The 15,291-nt window shown below is 41.8% G+C and carries 16 protein-coding genes; 3 read left to right on the top strand and 13 right to left on the bottom strand.

From position 1 onward, the window contains the following. Positions 1-39 precede the first annotated feature (39 nt). Together LCM09_RS12605 and yneA are read right to left on the bottom strand one after the other, a co-directional pair. Positions 40-690 carry a YneB family resolvase-like protein gene (locus tag LCM09_RS12605; protein ID WP_224882299.1) on the bottom strand — a complete coding sequence of 217 codons (651 nt, stop codon included), beginning with the start codon at positions 688-690 and terminating at the stop codon, positions 40-42. Continuing rightward, positions 687-1,013, bottom strand: coding sequence for a cell division suppressor protein YneA (gene yneA, locus LCM09_RS12600; RefSeq protein WP_224882297.1), 327 nt, complete (start codon positions 1,011-1,013; stop codon positions 687-689). Before yneA ends, LCM09_RS12605 begins: the two co-directional genes overlap by 4 nt. Positions 1,014-1,166: 153 nt before the next feature. On the opposite strand from yneA, the gene lexA reads away from it, so the two are divergent. Continuing rightward, positions 1,167-1,787, top strand: coding sequence for a transcriptional repressor LexA (gene lexA, locus LCM09_RS12595; RefSeq protein WP_224882295.1), 621 nt, complete (start codon positions 1,167-1,169; stop codon positions 1,785-1,787). 125 nt (positions 1,788-1,912) lie between these two features. Continuing rightward, positions 1,913-2,674, top strand: coding sequence for a sporulation protein (locus LCM09_RS12590; RefSeq protein ID WP_224882287.1), 762 nt, complete (start codon positions 1,913-1,915; stop codon positions 2,672-2,674). Positions 2,675-2,788: 114 nt separating this feature from the next. Here the strand turns inward: LCM09_RS12590 and LCM09_RS12585 are convergent, their stop codons facing one another. The 8 genes from LCM09_RS12585 to LCM09_RS12550 all read right to left on the bottom strand — a co-directional run bounded on the left by LCM09_RS12585 (position 2,789) and on the right by LCM09_RS12550 (position 11,016). Next, complete coding sequence (locus tag LCM09_RS12585; RefSeq protein WP_404800818.1) at positions 2,789-4,474, bottom strand: acyl-CoA dehydrogenase family protein; 1,686 nt, start codon at positions 4,472-4,474, stop codon at positions 2,789-2,791. A 110-nt stretch (positions 4,475-4,584) separates the two neighbouring features. Next, the gene (locus LCM09_RS12580; RefSeq protein ID WP_224882284.1) at positions 4,585-5,115 is read right to left on the bottom strand and encodes a dihydrofolate reductase family protein; all 531 of its coding nucleotides are present in this window, start codon (positions 5,113-5,115) and stop codon (positions 4,585-4,587) included. Between the two features lie 132 nt (positions 5,116-5,247). Next, on the bottom strand, positions 5,248-6,582 hold the full coding sequence (gene glnA, locus LCM09_RS12575; protein ID WP_224882282.1) for a type I glutamate--ammonia ligase: 1,335 nt from the start codon (positions 6,580-6,582) through the stop codon (positions 5,248-5,250). A gap of 234 nt (positions 6,583-6,816) precedes the next feature. Next, on the bottom strand, positions 6,817-8,085 hold the full coding sequence (locus tag LCM09_RS12570) for a methionine gamma-lyase family protein (protein ID WP_224883019.1): 1,269 nt from the start codon (positions 8,083-8,085) through the stop codon (positions 6,817-6,819). A gap of 11 nt (positions 8,086-8,096) precedes the next feature. Continuing rightward, positions 8,097-9,359: a GTPase HflX gene (hflX, locus tag LCM09_RS12565; protein WP_224882280.1), complete on the bottom strand. Its 1,263-nt coding sequence runs from the start codon at positions 9,357-9,359 to the stop codon at positions 8,097-8,099. A 55-nt stretch (positions 9,360-9,414) separates the two neighbouring features. Further along, a complete protein-coding gene (gene spoVK, locus LCM09_RS12560) occupies positions 9,415-10,341 on the bottom strand; it encodes a stage V sporulation protein K (protein ID WP_224883017.1) in 927 nt (308 codons plus the stop codon). 79 nt (positions 10,342-10,420) lie between these two features. Further along, positions 10,421-10,780: a hypothetical protein gene (locus LCM09_RS12555; protein WP_224882274.1), complete on the bottom strand. Its 360-nt coding sequence runs from the start codon at positions 10,778-10,780 to the stop codon at positions 10,421-10,423. 14 nt (positions 10,781-10,794) lie between these two features. Then, complete coding sequence (locus LCM09_RS12550; protein ID WP_224882273.1) at positions 10,795-11,016, bottom strand: cold-shock protein; 222 nt, start codon at positions 11,014-11,016, stop codon at positions 10,795-10,797. Between the two features lie 73 nt (positions 11,017-11,089). Between LCM09_RS12550 and LCM09_RS12545 the strand changes: the two genes are divergently transcribed. After that, positions 11,090-12,067 (top strand): tyrosine-type recombinase/integrase, encoded by a 978-nt coding sequence (locus tag LCM09_RS12545; RefSeq protein ID WP_224882271.1) that lies wholly within the window; start codon positions 11,090-11,092, stop codon positions 12,065-12,067. A gap of 48 nt (positions 12,068-12,115) precedes the next feature. Here the strand turns inward: LCM09_RS12545 and hfq are convergent, their stop codons facing one another. From hfq to mutL, 3 genes are read right to left on the bottom strand one after another with little or no spacing between them, the layout of a single operon-like run. Continuing rightward, on the bottom strand, positions 12,116-12,349 hold the full coding sequence (gene hfq / locus LCM09_RS12540) for an RNA chaperone Hfq (RefSeq protein ID WP_224882269.1): 234 nt from the start codon (positions 12,347-12,349) through the stop codon (positions 12,116-12,118). A gap of 46 nt (positions 12,350-12,395) precedes the next feature. Then, entirely contained in the window at positions 12,396-13,331 is a 936-nt protein-coding gene (miaA, locus tag LCM09_RS12535) for a tRNA (adenosine(37)-N6)-dimethylallyltransferase MiaA (protein ID WP_224882261.1), read from the bottom strand. Between the two features lie 45 nt (positions 13,332-13,376). Continuing rightward, positions 13,377-15,272: a DNA mismatch repair endonuclease MutL gene (gene mutL, locus LCM09_RS12530; RefSeq protein ID WP_224882259.1), complete on the bottom strand. Its 1,896-nt coding sequence runs from the start codon at positions 15,270-15,272 to the stop codon at positions 13,377-13,379. Positions 15,273-15,291: the final 19 nt, after the last annotated feature.

Genomic DNA, 15,291 nt, shown 5'->3' with positions numbered 1-15,291 from the left:
TTATCTTAATCGTAACGCAAGTCGTTACCACAGGCAAGTTTATAGCTTTTGTTGCTGTTCGTCAACGTGCTCCTTATAGCGCCTATGCACAGTAGCTTTAGAAGCTTCATAGCCGAACCCTTTAAGCGTCGCAGCGATTTCATGGAAAGTTAAGCCTCTATTCCTGAGATTCACGATTTCTTCAATGGGAACACTTTTACGCTCTCTTCCACCGTAATGTTGGTCCCTCAAGTTTCGTTCCGGCTTAAATCCCTCTCTTACTGCTTTCTCCATCCCTCGTTTTATTTTGAGGTTATGTAGCTTTCTCTGGAATTCCTCTACAATACTAACAATTTCAAGCACCATCGAATCGGCCTCAGAAAGCTGTAATTCACCGTTCTGGTTAACTGTATAAATTGTTCCCCCATACTTCTGAATCGCATGAAGAAGAGCTATTTTTGCATTTCCACGCCCTAGTCTTGTTTCATCTTGGATAAGAAGCACTTCTGCAGCGCCTTCTTTTAACAAATCCATCACTTCGAGAATTCCATCTCGATCAATATCATATCCACTATGTTTTTCTTCGATCATTTTGTAAATCGAGAAACCTGATTGAGCTGCAAACTTCTGCAGCTCTTCTTTTTGCCTGGCAAGTGATGACTCCTGTGTTTCTTTCTTAGTACTCACCCGACAATAAATGATAGCATTCATTCTTTGTCCTTTACCCCCAACGCTGTTGCATTTGCCTCAACAGGAATGATAAGTGTATCCCCTGCTGTAATCCAGTTTGCATCAATATTGTTCGCCTCTTCTACCCAGCTGACAAATTTGCGATCTGACATCTCATGCCCTTCACGATATTCTTCTGCGATTTCAAGAACAGTATCACCATGCTCTAACTCAATCTTAGTATACCGATCATACCCTTCTGCAGCTGCTGCTCTCAACGATACAAACACGATTATTAATACGGCCACAAAAGATATAATGACAAGAAAATCAACTCCAGACAAGCCTCTAGCTTGTTTTCTCATCTCAATCACCCCGAATACGAATATTTGTTCTGGTTTTAGTATAAACAGAACCCCTGTTCGTGTCAACTGAATTTTCGAACTTATGTTTGTATGCGAACAAAAATTCTGGTATACTACTAACAAATAGATAGATTGGAACGAGGTGCCAGATATATGAAACTATCAAACCGTCAGCAGGACATTCTGGACTTTATTAAAGTCGAAGTGAAACAAAAGGGTTATCCACCCTCCGTTAGAGAAATCGGTGAAGCCGTTGGACTAGCTTCAAGCTCCACTGTCCATGGACACCTGGCAAGACTTGAGAAAAAAGGTTACATTCGAAGAGACCCAACGAAACCACGAGCAATCGAAGTGCTCGGACTAGATGAAACGATCGATATTCCTCGTCCAGAAACGGTGAACATTCCGGTCATCGGTAAAGTAACCGCCGGTCAACCGATTACGGCGATCGAAAATGTTGAAGAGTACTTTCCTTTACCAGAACATTTCGTGCAAGATGATGAGCACACGTTCATGCTGATCATCGAAGGTGACAGTATGATCGAAGCTGGCATTTATAATGGAGACATGGTCATCGTCAAACAGCAGCCTACCGCGAACAACGGAGATATCGTCGTTGCAATGACAGACGATGGCGAAGCGACAGTCAAGCGCTTCTTCAAAGAAAGCAACTACTTCCGTCTCCAACCAGAAAATTCATCGATGGACCCAATCATACTTGATTCAGTATCCATCTTAGGAAAAGTTGTCGGAGTGTTCCGTTCGATTCACTAGAAGCGCAGAAGTTTGCGCTTCTTTTTTTTGTATAGAAAACGTCATTTTCTCTAAAAAACTTGAATCTTTTCTTAGTTTCTTTACGTATAATCAGGAAATAGGTTAACAAGAAAGGGTGGAGAAACATGTTTAAGAAACTTCTTGCTAGTGTTGGCGTAGGTGCTGCAAAGGTTGATACGCAGCTTGAAAAAGACTACTTTGTACCTGGAGAACATGTTCATGGAAAAGTAGTGATAAAAGGCGGAGATGTTGAACAGTCGATTGATTCCATTCATATTTTTCTTATGACTGAAGCGATCCGAGAAGTAGATGATAAGAAGATAAGAGAAAAAGTCGCTTTAGAGAAATTTCAAGTTGCTAATCAAGAAACGATTAAGGAAAGAGAAATAAAAGAAATTCCTTTCTCCATACAGCTTCCATATCATACACCTGCATCATTTGGAAGACTTCCAGTATGGTTTGAAACTGGGCTAGATATCCCGATGGCGCTCGATCCAAAAGACCGAGATCTCATTAAAGTGTCTCCACATCCATCTATCAAAAAAGTGATTGAAGCATTGGAAAGTTACCTCGGCTTTCATGTTAAAAAAGTTGAGATGGAACAATCAAAACGCTATGGTTATGTTCAAGAATTTGAATTTACGCCTAGCGGTGAATATCGTGCTTATTTAGATGAACTTGAAGCGATTTTCTTTTTACACGATACCTACTTAGATGTCTTACTAGAAGTTGATCGCCGTGCGCGTGGCCTCGGTGGATTATTTGCTGAAGCGTTAGAAATGGACGAAAGCGTTGCAAGTGTTCGACTATCGAACGACGATTTGAACGGCCCATTAGAGGTTATTGCTCAAAAGTTACAGCAAAAGATTGATCAATACAAAAAATAGAAACAATAAAAATGCTTAGGTTTTTATCCTAGGCATTTTTATATACTTTTATTAAGATTCATCGTAACTACCACATCGTTTATTGAAGCCTCTTTTATACCCAAATAACAATCACTAAGCTTTCACACTCTCTTTATGTTCGATAATCACATCAAAATATCTTAACGTTAGGTCAGAAAGCTCACATTTATCCGTCTCCCACGTTTCCTTTAGAAAAATTTTTGCAACCGCTCTTTTCCTTGCTCCTCCTACCGATGCGTCCTGTAACGCAATCATACTCTCATATATAGCCGTCATAAGTACGGCGATTCGCTTACAGTGTAGCGTTTGACGCGCTTCATCCATTTTCATTAACTGCGCAATTTTGTTCTTAAGTTGTTCCATGCCTTCATAGACACGATCTTTGTCGCCTACATCATCAGCAATCTGTTCTAAATCATGCGTTATCTTATCAATAAATAATTTGTGGACGTTGTACTTTGAGATCAGCCTTAATACTTCTAGACCAAGGATATTCGCGGTCCCTTCCCATACTGTTAACACTTGCGCGTCTCTTAATAACCTCGGTGTGACAAAGTCTTCGATATAGCCGTTACCACCGTGCATCTCAATCGCTTCATGCGCAAACCGAACCGCTTGTTCCGCAGATTCTTTTTTTACAAGTGCAATGAGCAATCGATTTAAGGCTTCAGCTTCTTTTGTCACATGTTCGCTTTTGTTCATAACGCGATCAAATAGTGAAATAGCAGAAAAGACACTGCTGAGTTCAACCTCTTGTTTCACTTTTAAGTTTACTAAACTCTCTTTTATCATCGGAAAATCTTTTAGCTGCCTTCTGAAAGCTTCTCTTTTATACGCATACTGTTTCGCTTCAAGAAACGCGCGCTGCATTATACCTACTGAAGCAATGGCATTGCATAAGCGAGACAGATTTAACGCTTCAATCATGTAGTAAAATCCTCTGTTTGGATCACCTACTAGATACGCAATCGATCCATCAAACACAACTTCCGCTGAAGGAACAGCTCTCACGCCAAGCTTATCTTTTAGCCTTCTTATGCATAAATCATTTACCTTTCCGTCGTCTTTCCTCCAAGGCACTAGAAATAGACTTAACCCCTTTGTTCCTGCTGGTGCACCTTCACATCTTGCAAGTACCATCGCAACTCCACAAGTACCGGCATTACTAGCAAAATACTTCTCTCCGTAGAGCCTGTAGTGATCTCCTTCTTTGATTGCTTTCGTTTCATTCGCTCCAACATCCGATCCACCCTGTCGTTCCGTTAAAAACGTAGCACCTTCATAAAGCTCGGTTTCTCCAGTCGAAAGAACGTGAGGCAGATACTTCTTCTTTAACTCTTCATCACCGTAGTGATCAAGAAGATAAGCCGTAGCCATCGTTAACGTGACAGGACAATAAAACCCTGGTTCAGCTTGCGATAATAAATAGCCTTGGGCATATGAATACAGATAGTTTCCTTTTTGTCCTAGGTCGGGAATTTCTTTATGTACATACGCTACGATTCCACGGTTATAAGTCTCTTCCACCGTTTTTTTGTAACCTTCATTCACCCAAACTTCAGATATATCGTTACCCATCTTATCGTATTTAATGAGTTTCGGCTGCCCTTCACGGTCTGTATGGACAGCTCTTTCATCAATTACTGTCCCACATCGTTCACCGAAATCTGCGAGCTCTTTTTCTGCCCACTTATAAAAATCCTCATCTAGATACCGCTTCAATAAAAATGGTAGGTTTGGATCCTCATGATAAAAATTCATCTCAGATATTCTCCTCACACGTTTTTATTTAAATTTTCTGATATCTTAAGTTTACCTCATCCCCTTTATTTGTTCCATTAAATGTTAGTAATAAGAAAGCCACAGGACGCTGAGCCCTGTGGTTATATTTACTTCATTTCATAATGTAGCTGAGCGAATTGCCCAAATTGTTTAACGTCTTTCAGGACGAGATCCGCTTCTATTTCTGATTCTTTAAATAAAGGAATTCCTTTCCCTAATAAAGAAGGCGCGACTGAGATAATAAACTCATCAACTAGTTTTTCACGCATTAGCGTATAGACGATTTCACTACCTCCAACAAGCCAGATCGTCTTGCCTTCTTGTTGTTTCAGTTCACGAGTGAATGTTGCTATGTCTTCGTTAATGAACGTCACGTAATCGGTATTTTCTACTGGTGTCTTTGTAAATACGTAACTTTCGATTCCCTTGTACGGATAATTACCTTTTTCCTGCTCCATAAACCAATCGTATGTTCGTCGACCGATGAGAACCGTGTCTATACCTTCGTAGAACTCTGAATACCCAGCATCCCCCTCAATTTCTCCTCGAAACAACCAGTCTAACGAATCGTCAGTGGTCGCGATATAACCATCAACACTCGTTGCTATGTACACGCTAACTTTTCTCTTGTTCGTCATGTAAACCTCCTTATAAAATCTTGTCCTTATTCTAGTTTAAACAATCTTGCTAGTCGAAACTAGCTAAATTACTAAAATTTTGTTCAAAAAAGCCCCTAAACACCAATGGTGTTAGGGGCTTTTGACTAAATCTTAGTAAGTCGTCATATACTGTTCGCGTTCCCAAGGGTGTACTTGCGTACGGAACATATCCCATTCGATTTCTTTCGCTTCAATGAAGTGCTCTGATGCGTGCTCACCTAGAGCGTTCATCATGACTTCATCTTTCTTAAGCAATTCAAGCGCATCATGTAGTGTTGCAGGAAGGTCAGTGATGCCTTCTGCTACACGCTCGTCTTTGTCCATCACGTAGATATTACGCTCTGTTGGAGCTGGAGGCGTCATCTTGTTCTTGATGCCGTCAAGACCAGCTGCAAGAAGAGCTGCCATCGCTAAGTATGGGTTCGCAGATGGATCTACGCTACGCACTTCGATACGTGTGCTGATTCCGCGAGATGCTGGAACACGGATAAGCGGGCTACGGTTACGAAGAGACCACGCTACGTAACAAGGTGCTTCGTATCCTGGTACAAGACGCTTGTAAGAGTTTACTGTTGGGTTCGTGATTGCTGTGAACGCTTCAGCATGCTTCATTGTACCTGCGATGAATTGACGTGCTGTTTCACTAAGTCCGATTTCGTCGTTTGGATCGTAGAACGCGTTCTTACCGTCTTTAAACAGCGACATGTTCGCATGCATTCCAGAACCGTTCACACCGAATAATGGCTTAGGCATGAACGTCGCATGTAGTCCATGTTGACGAGCAATCGTTTTTACTGCCAATTTAAAGGTTTGGATGTTATCACAAGTTGTGATCGCATCAGCGTATTTGAAATCAATTTCATGCTGACCTGGCGCAACTTCGTGGTGAGACGCCTCGATTTCGAAGCCCATGTCTTCAAGCTCAAGAACGATATCACGACGACAGTTCTCTCCAAGGTCTGTTGGTGCAAGGTCGAAATAACCACCTTTATCGTTAAGCTCAAGCGTTGGTTCACCGTTCGCATCCATCTTGAAAAGGAAGAATTCAGGTTCAGGTCCGATATTGAAATCAGAGAATCCAAGCTCCTCCATTTCTTTAAGTACACGTTTGAGTACAGAACGCGGATCGCCGTCGAACGGAGTTCCATCTGGGCTGTAGATATCACAGATCAAACGAGCAACTCTGCCTTTTTCTGAAGACCATGGGAATACAACCCATGTATCTAAATCAGGGTATAAGTACATGTCTGATTCTTCGATACGAACGAAGCCTTCGATTGAAGAACCATCGAACATCATTTTATTATCAAGAGCTTTTTCAAGCTGATCAACCGGGATTTCAACGTTCTTGATTATTCCTAGTAAATCCGTAAATTGCAATCGTATAAATTTAACATTTTCCTCATTCGCCAAGCGTTTAATATCATCTGCTGTGTAACTAGCCATGTAAAATAAATCCTCCTTAGAAATGAAAAATTTAGAATCGGGATGAACTGAACAGCGTTTCTTGTGACAACGAGAACAATACATTCTGAATAAATAGAACATTCCCAATTGCCGATCCCTTCTTCACTTATACTATACTATACACTAGGATGTTTGTCGTCGTGACATAGTATGTTAGATAATCTAACGTACTTTTAGAGAAGCAAAAAAGCAGGGATTTCTCCCTGCTTTCACCTAACTATTTGAAACTAACCCTTTGGTTAAAAGATCGTCAACTGCTCTAAGCACACTGATCTTCACGTGTTCATATGTGAGGCCACCTTGAACGTATGCTACATAAGGCGGCCTTAGTGGGCCGTCTGCTGAAAGCTCAAGACTTGCACCTTGAATGAATGTACCCGCTGCCATAATCACATCGTCTTCGTAGCCTGGCATATATGCCGGTTCAGGACGAACGTGCGCATTTACAGGTGAAGCCGCTTGAATGGCCTGGCAAAATGATACCATCCGTTCTCGATCGTTAAATTGTACAGATTGAATTAAATCGGTTCGTTTACTGTTCCAGCTTGGTGTCGTATTGAAACCAGCTGATTCTAATAAAGCCGAACTATAAACAGCTCCTTTTACCGCTTGTCCAACTGTATGTGGCGCAAGAAAAAGTCCTTGATACATTTCTTGGAGTGAATATAATGACGCTCCGACTTCTCTTCCGATACCAGGAGACGTGAGGCGATATCCGCAAAGTTCGATCAGGTCTTCTCTTCCAACGAGATACCCTCCTGTTTTTACGATACCTGCACCTGGATTTTTTATAAGTGAACCTGCAATCAGGTCAGCTCCAACGTGACATGGCTCACGTTCTTCAACGAATTCTCCGTAACAATTATCCACGAATACGATAACATCTTCTTTAATCGATTTAACAAACGAAATCATCTCTCTGATTTCATCGATCGTAAATGAAGGACGGTTCGCATACCCTTTTGATCGCTGAATGCCGATCATCTTTGTTTTATCTGTTATCGCTTCTTTTACAGCTTCATAGTCAACTTGATCACCAGACAACGGTATAGCCTTGTAACCAATATGGAAGTCTTTCAATGATCCGTTGCCTTCCCCACGTGTACCAACGATTTCTTCGAGCGTGTCATAAGGCGCTCCCGTTATATAGAGAAGTTCATCTTGTGGGCGTAAGACTCCGAATAAGGCTGTTGAAATTGCATGTGTACCAGAGACGATTTGCGGTCTAACAAGACCAGCTTCTCCTCCGAACACGTCGCCATATAGTTTCTCGAGCGTATCTCTTCCATCGTCGTCATACCCATAGCCAGTGGAAGGTGTAAAATGATAGTCACTAATTTTATTGTTATGAAATGCTTCTAGTACGCGGTATTGATTACTTTCAACTCGTTGATCTATTTCTTTTATCATCGGTTGAATTCGATCTTCCGCTTCGTTTGATAACTGCTTTAATTGCTCTTGATGTGTAAAGTGATTAAACATAGTTTCTTCTCCTAATCGTTGTTCCATTCTGTCGCGACCCGCTTAAAGAGATGTGTTGGTGCATAGCCTTTGCAACGGTAATGTTTGTAATCTTCGTCCCATTTACGTTCGATGAGAATCGTATTTCTCTGCAGGTAAGCGAGTTTGTCGCCCTGATCCGCTTGTATCGAGATTGAATAATATTCCATTTGTTTTAAGACTTGACTCTGAAGCGTTTCGTTCAGTTTAGATAAGTCTTCTTTATTGCGAGCCGATATGTTCACTTGCTCGTTTAAGCTGCTTCTTACGCCAGGTTCCGCTTGGTCCATCTTATTAAAAACAGTGAGAACCGGGATGTGTGAAGCATTGAGCTCTTTCAATAGATCCAGTACGATTTCTTCATGCCGTTCACGATCTGGATGAGATGCGTCGATAACATGTAGGATTAGGTCTGCCTCTTTTGCTTCTTCAAGTGTCGATTTAAATGAAGCTACAAGAGTGGTAGGAAGATCTTGAATAAATCCTACTGTGTCCGTAAGAAGAACATTGTAGCCATTCGGTAGCTTTAGCTGCCTTGTCATTGGATCTAGTGTCGCGAAAAGCTTGTCTTCTTCATATGAATCAGCTTGTGTTAGTCCGTTAAAGATCGTCGACTTCCCAGCGTTCGTGTATCCGACGAGTGCAACTTGAAGCGTTTCATTCCGCTTTCTTCTAAGTCTATACTGTTCACGATGCTTCACGGTATGGTCGAGTTGCTTCTTTAGGTCTGTAATGCGATTTCTGATATAACGACGATCGGTTTCTAGCTTCGTTTCACCGGGACCTCTTGTCCCAATTCCTCCCCCAAGTCTAGATAGAGATGTACCCTGACCAGCGAGACGAGGCAGCATATATTGCATCTGCGCAAGCTCAACTTGCAGCATACCTTCTCTCGATTTGGCTCTCTGAGCAAAGATATCGAGAATAAGCTGAGTGCGATCGATGACCTTAGCCTCAAGCTGTTCTGATAGGTTACGAAGCTGACTTGGTGATAGTTCGCTATTGAAAATAATCACGCCAGCTTCGTGTTCTTCTATCATCAGAGAGAGTTCTTCTACTTTTCCTTTACCAATATACGTGGCAGGGTGGATGCGTTCTCTTTTTTGTGAGAGGGTTTCCACCACTACCCCACCAGCTGTTTCAGTTAATGCAGCAAGTTCATCTAATGAATATGCAAACTGCTCATCGGTTTGATCTGAAAGCTGACAGCCTATTAAGATTGCTGGTTCAGCTACTTCAATTCGGTCTTTTTTCAACAGTACGTTCCCTGCCTTTACTATTCAGTCTGCTCTCATCATACCAGATGCTTATTTAATCTTCTATAGGGATGTCTTCTGGTAAGATCAACTCGAGTGACGTTCTGTCGATCACATCTGCACCAAGTAGCCGGACAGCTTGCTTTCTGATTGCTTTTTCAATAATATTCCGTACGAATCTCCCATTACTGAACGAGCCAGTTTCATCGATTCTCTTCATGATGAAGGATTTCTTTAATTTCCATTCCGCTTCCCTAGAAAAGCGATACTGTCGCTCTGATATCATTTTTCTCGCGATCTCTAACAATTCATCATTCGAGTAATCAGGGAAATCGATCATGAGAGGAAACCGCGATGGGAGTCCTGGGTTCAATGAAAGGAAGTTATCCATTTCTTCTGAATAGCCAGCAAGAATTAATATGAAGTCCTCATGGTAATCCTCCATTGCTTTCACTAACGTATCGATTGCTTCTTTCCCAAAATCCTTTTCTCCCCCTCGTGCAAGAGAATACGCTTCATCAATAAAAAGAATGCCCCCTTTTGCTTTCTTAACGAGCTCTCTTGTCTTCTGCGCTGTGTGACCGATATATTCACCAACAAGATCCGCTCTTTCCACTTCGATCAAATGTCCCTTCGATAAGACGTTCATTTCTAAGAAAAGCGTTCCGAGCAGCCTGGCAACCGTCGTTTTCCCTGTTCCTGGGTTCCCCTTGAACATCATATGGAGTGCTTGGGAATTTTGTCTCAAGCCATTCTCCTGTCTACACTGATTGACGAATAGCCAAGCATATACTTCTTTCAACAGATGCTTTACTTCTTGTAAGCCGATAAGCTGTTCCATTTCTTTCTGAATCCGTTCAAGAGGAATATGCTTTCTCACTGCTTCAGCAAGCGCAGAGTCAGCTGCTTCCAATTTCTCTTCAGCATGATTCAACACAATATTAATCTGACTTTTTCGCTGAGTTACGGAATGCTGCAAGATGCTCACCTCGTTTTATTCTGACACGATAGTATACGCACCCGCCCAAAAAGCGTGACAAATGCCCAAAAGAAAAACACTCCTATTCGAGTGTTTTTCCTTGGATCAACGTATCTACAAACTTTTCAGGTATCGTTACTTTCTCATCAGCTGAGTTCTTCTCATAAGAACGATAGTGATGAAGATAGCGATCATCTTCCGTGATATCTAACTCCAAAACATCTCCATCGTAATGTTCAAGCTGATTGACGAACACGTCATCATCTCTGTATGTGTATCTTCTAAAGCCAATACCAAGATATGAAAATTCTTCCGCCCTCACACCTGAAAGGTCTTTGAATACCGTGCAAAATCGCTCTTGAGGAATCACGTGCTTCCCTTTCCCCTCTGCTTTTGTAATACTGAGCGCTTTATCAACTAGCTTTTCGATCAATTTGTTCATCTCATTGCCTCCGTTTACTTGATTTCAGGGAGGTTACGTACTTCACTAGCCATTTCACCGCCACATAGTGGACAGGATGGTGTGTCAGAGAAAGAATAATCTGCTCTCATCCAACCAGTACAGTCTCCACTCGAACACGACCACACATCTGTGTCGACTTCAGGAATTGGTTCTTGCTGCTGTTTTGAAAAGAAGGCCATTGCAACCGCTCCTTTATTGTTTAGTATTGTTAGCATTCCCAAAAAAACCAAAATCATGTAATTCAATTCACGTTGTTTGTTATAATGAAAAAAAGAAAGGGGTAACGCAATGGAACTATTTGAGCAACCGCTACCTGATTTTCTAGAGGAGTACTTGACTTCCCTTGAAAGAAAGGGACGCCGGGCGTCAACCATCCGGCGTTATCGGTATGATCTTGTCGACTTTACAACATGGCTCAAAACATTTCATCGAAAAGTTGATTTTCAAAACTTTAATGAGCTAACGACAGAACAGTTACAATCATACATTCGTTACTTACACTTAGAGCGTCACTACTCTGAACGCACACTAAAAAGAATCATGACAGTATTAAATCAAGTATACCGTTATTATATGTCATTAAATCGGACAAAGAACAATCCTATGAAAGAAGTTGTCCTCCCCACTAATGAAGAAAGTGGCTTTAAAGAGGAAGACTTTATGAGGGAAAGTGAAAGTGAACGGCTGCTAGAAACAATCGTTTCACTAACAGATCTCACCGAGAATCAGCTGAAATCTCGCGAGTTCCTGATCGATCGAAACCTGATCATTGCAAGGCTATTCCTTAACTACGGTCTGAGCTTGCAAGAGGTTTGCGGGTTATCTATGAGGGATGTATCTTTTGAGCAAAATGAATTAGAAGTTAATTCCGCATCAGGCAAAAGAACCGTTAAGCTTCAGCCAGAACATAAGAAAATATTATTCGATTACTATCTCATCATACCTGCACCTGTTCGTCCTAGACTTAAGAGTGATGATCCGCTTTTTGTCGCATTTGATTTCCAACGTCAAACGTATCGATGGAGTTATGAAGTAGATCGTCCAAAGCGATTGACTGAAATCGCCGTTCAAAAGATGATACGCTTAGAAATTCAGCGAGCAGGTATCAGAAAAGGTGTATCAGCTCAGCACATGCGTAGGACTTGCGTCATTAAAGCGATCGAACGAGATGCTTCTGTTGAACATCTTCGGAGCACGTTCGGTTTGAAGTCAGAATTAACGCTCAAGCGTTATTTTGATTATCTTGAAGCAAAGGAATCATCCTAATCATTAAAAAAGTCCCTCATCCTGCATATCCAGAACGAGGGACCGGTATTACTTTTCAGAATCAAAATTTATTTCAACTGTACGCTGAGGAGCGAAAGTAGAAATGGCGTGTTTATAAATCAACTGCTGCTTGCCATCGGACTCAAGAATGATCGTAAAGTTATCAAATCCTTTGATCGTCCCCTTTAGCTGAAATCCGTTCAATAGGTACACCGTTACAAACACATTATCTTTACGCAGCTGGTTTAGAAATTGATCCTGGATGTTAATCTGTTGCTTCATGTTCAGTCCTCCTCTTTTTCTCTAAAGGCATTCAATATGTACATTTCTAGTTATCTGCTAACTTTCCTGCAACAGAGTGCAATATTTTTCGTATTTTTTCTTCCCTATTCTCCGTCATATCAAACCAATCGATGTCCATCTGGTGTCGAAACCACGTTAGTTGGCGCTTCGCATACCGTCTTGAGTTCTGTTTCAGTTCCTCTATGGCATCTTCGTAGGTTACCTTTCCTTCGATAAACCGATAGATTTCCTTATATCCGATTGCTTGAATCGACTGACAATCTTTTACACCTTGTTCATAAAGTGACCGCGCTTCAGCTAATAATCCTTCTTCCATCATGAGGTCTACTCTTCTATTAATTCTTTCATAAAGCGTTTCTCTGTCCATCGTTAACCCGACATTTACGAGATGATAAGGAGATTCTGAAGGCTGAGTATCTCTCGATGCTGAAACGGGTTCTCCTGTGACATGATAGACTTCTAGCGCACGTATTACTCGACGAATATTGTTCGGGTGAATCGATTCATAGCTGACTGGATCAACCTCTTTTAATCTCTCATGAAAACCGACTGGACCTTCTTCTTCTGCTATTTTCTCAAGTTTTCTTCGATACGCTTCATCTTCTTTCACTTCAGAAAACGAGTATTGATGCGTAACAGATTTTACATAGAGACCTGTCCCACCCGCTATGATGGGCACTTTGCCTCTTTCATTGATATCTTGAACTAGGTTCGTAGCAAGCGTTTGGAATTCTGCAGCTGAGAAGCTTTCCGTTGGATCCTTTATATCAATTAAGTGATGTGGGATCCCTTCCATTTCAGATTCCGTTACTTTTGCTGTTCCGATGTCCATTCCTCTATATATTTGCATCGAGTCGCCACTGATCACTTCACCGTTCAATGCTTTGGCCAACTCGATGCTCGTTTTTGTTTTTCCAACCGCTGTTGGGCCTAATACGGTCACTAGTTTTTGTTTTGCCATGTTCTATTCACGTTCTTTCCCCAGAGTTTGTTCTCATTTTGGACCTTACATGACCCTCTTAAACATCTTTTCCATCTCATAAGTGGAATAATGTATGATGATTGGTCTACCGTGAGGACATGTATACGGGTCAATCGCCTTTCGAAGCGTTTCAAGAAGTGTAAACACTTCATCATCTCGTAAATGTCGATTCGCTTTGATCGATTTCTTACATGACATCATAATCGCAGCTTCTTCCCGGAGTTTTTTTACGTCGATCGACCGATTATCGATAACTTCCTGAACGAGTTCCTCGATCGTCTCTTGCTCAGCTCCGTTTGGGAACCATACTGGGTGAGAGCTTACGAGGTAACTGTTTCGACCAAAGGATTCTAAGAACACCCCTACAGTCGCAAGATCTTCGATTCGATCGTCTAGTATTGCTGCTTCTGATGACGTATATTCAAGCGTGATCGGTACAAGAAGTTCTTGAACTTCAGGGTCGATCTCCCCGACTTTTTCACGGAAAAATTCATATTTGATCCGCTCTTGGGCAGCGTGTTGGTCAATAATATAAAGTCCGTTTTCATTTTGCGCTAGGATATACGTTCCATGCATTTGTCCGATCGGATAAAGAGGCGGAATCCGAGAATCCTCCAAGTTTTTTTCTTTCACAAAGTCGATGGCAAGCTCTAATTCATCTGTTTCTTTTGCTGCTATAGTACTACCCGGTGACGGATAGGTAGATCCCGTCAACTCTTCTTTTACGCTGAACGGTTCAAAGGTAGGCTCATGAAACCGTTTCGGTTCTTCTCTCGACACTTGCTGATGTTGAGCAGGGGTTTCTTCGTTTTGAGTGGGGTCTTCTTTCGGATCTGTTTCAGAAACCTCCTGCCTCTTAGCGTGCTGAAAAGAAAATGACGGTTGTTCGCTTTCTTTTTCTTTCTGTCTGAAGGTTGGTTGCTCTGGAATAAGCTCCGTCTTCTTAAAAATCCCAGTGATCGCATCTTCAATCGCTTTAGCAAGCTCTTGCTCTTTACTGATCCGTGCTTCTAACTTAGAAGGATGCACGTTCACATCGATTAAGGTAGGGTTCATTTTGATATGAAGCACAACGATTGGATACCTGCCGATTGGAAGAAGCGTGTGATACCCTTGCTGAATCCCCTTTGAAATCGGGTAGTTCTTAATATACCGGCCGTTTATCACTAGCGAGATATATTGGCGAGACGCGCGCGTTAGCTCAGGCTTAGCAACATAACCCGTTACATTAAAATCAATTGTTTCCGTTCGTAGAGGAAGCATTTTCCTAGCAGTGTTGTAACCGTAGATCGCTGCGATTACTTGTAAGAGATCGCCACTTCCGTTCGTCGACAGTAGTTTCTTACCATTATGGAAGAACCTAAAGGCTATTTCTGGGTGAGCCATCGCCTGTCTGTTCACAACATCTGCAACATTCGCAAGCTCTGTATGCACAGTCTTCATATGCTTCAACCGAGCTGGCGTATTATAGAAAAGGCCTGAAATCGTTAATTCAGTTCCTTTTCGACTGTCAGTCGCAGTAAACTGAGCAACTTCTCCCGCTTCGATCTTCACATACGTTCCTGCACTTTCTCCAGTCGATGTTTTTAATTCAAGATGAGAAACAGCTGCAATACTTGGAAGAGCTTCTCCCCTAAAACCTAACGTCTCGATATGAAATAGATCTCGTTCATTTCTAATTTTGCTCGTGGCATGCCTGAAGAAAGCGAGCTTACAATCCTCTTCGTCCATACCCGTTCCGTTATCTACGATTCGGATCTTGGAAAGACCGCCCTCTTCTATTTCCACCCTGATTTCACTGCTCTCTGCATCAATCGCGTTCTCAACAAGCTCTTTTACGACGGAGGCTGGTCTTTCAACGACTTCACCCGCGGCTATTTTGTTTGAAAGCTGATCATCAAGTTGAACGATCTTTCCCATATTCCTCACCTTTCTTTCT

The sequence above is a fragment of the Guptibacillus algicola genome, from assembly GCF_020171805.1.
Taxonomy (GTDB): Bacteria; Bacillota; Bacilli; order Bacillales; family Guptibacillaceae; genus Guptibacillus; species Guptibacillus algicola.
The sequence above is the reverse complement of the archived record's forward strand: the minus strand, read 5'-3'. Positions and strand labels throughout refer to the sequence as shown.

Bases quoted from the DNA above. Each gene is read 5' to 3' on its own strand.
- LCM09_RS12605 (WP_224882299.1), bottom strand. From the start codon at position 690: ATGAATGCTATCATTTATTGTCGGGTGAGTACTAAGAAAGAAACACAG.
- yneA (WP_224882297.1), bottom strand. From the start codon at position 1,013: ATGAGAAAACAAGCTAGAGGCTTGTCTGGAGTTGATTTTCTTGTCATT.
- lexA (WP_224882295.1), top strand. From the start codon at position 1,167: ATGAAACTATCAAACCGTCAGCAGGACATTCTGGACTTTATTAAAGTC.
- LCM09_RS12590 (WP_224882287.1), top strand. From the start codon at position 1,913: ATGTTTAAGAAACTTCTTGCTAGTGTTGGCGTAGGTGCTGCAAAGGTT.
- LCM09_RS12580 (WP_224882284.1), bottom strand. From the start codon at position 5,115: ATGACGAACAAGAGAAAAGTTAGCGTGTACATAGCAACGAGTGTTGAT.
- glnA (WP_224882282.1), bottom strand. From the start codon at position 6,582: ATGGCTAGTTACACAGCAGATGATATTAAACGCTTGGCGAATGAGGAA.
- LCM09_RS12570 (WP_224883019.1), bottom strand. From the start codon at position 8,085: ATGTTTAATCACTTTACACATCAAGAGCAATTAAAGCAGTTATCAAAC.
- LCM09_RS12555 (WP_224882274.1), bottom strand. From the start codon at position 10,780: ATGAACAAATTGATCGAAAAGCTAGTTGATAAAGCGCTCAGTATTACA.
- LCM09_RS12550 (WP_224882273.1), bottom strand. From the start codon at position 11,016: ATGCTAACAATACTAAACAATAAAGGAGCGGTTGCAATGGCCTTCTTT.
- LCM09_RS12545 (WP_224882271.1), top strand. From the start codon at position 11,090: ATGGAACTATTTGAGCAACCGCTACCTGATTTTCTAGAGGAGTACTTG.
- hfq (WP_224882269.1), bottom strand. From the start codon at position 12,349: ATGAAGCAACAGATTAACATCCAGGATCAATTTCTAAACCAGCTGCGT.
- miaA (WP_224882261.1), bottom strand. From the start codon at position 13,331: ATGGCAAAACAAAAACTAGTGACCGTATTAGGCCCAACAGCGGTTGGA.
- mutL (WP_224882259.1), bottom strand. From the start codon at position 15,272: ATGGGAAAGATCGTTCAACTTGATGATCAGCTTTCAAACAAAATAGCC.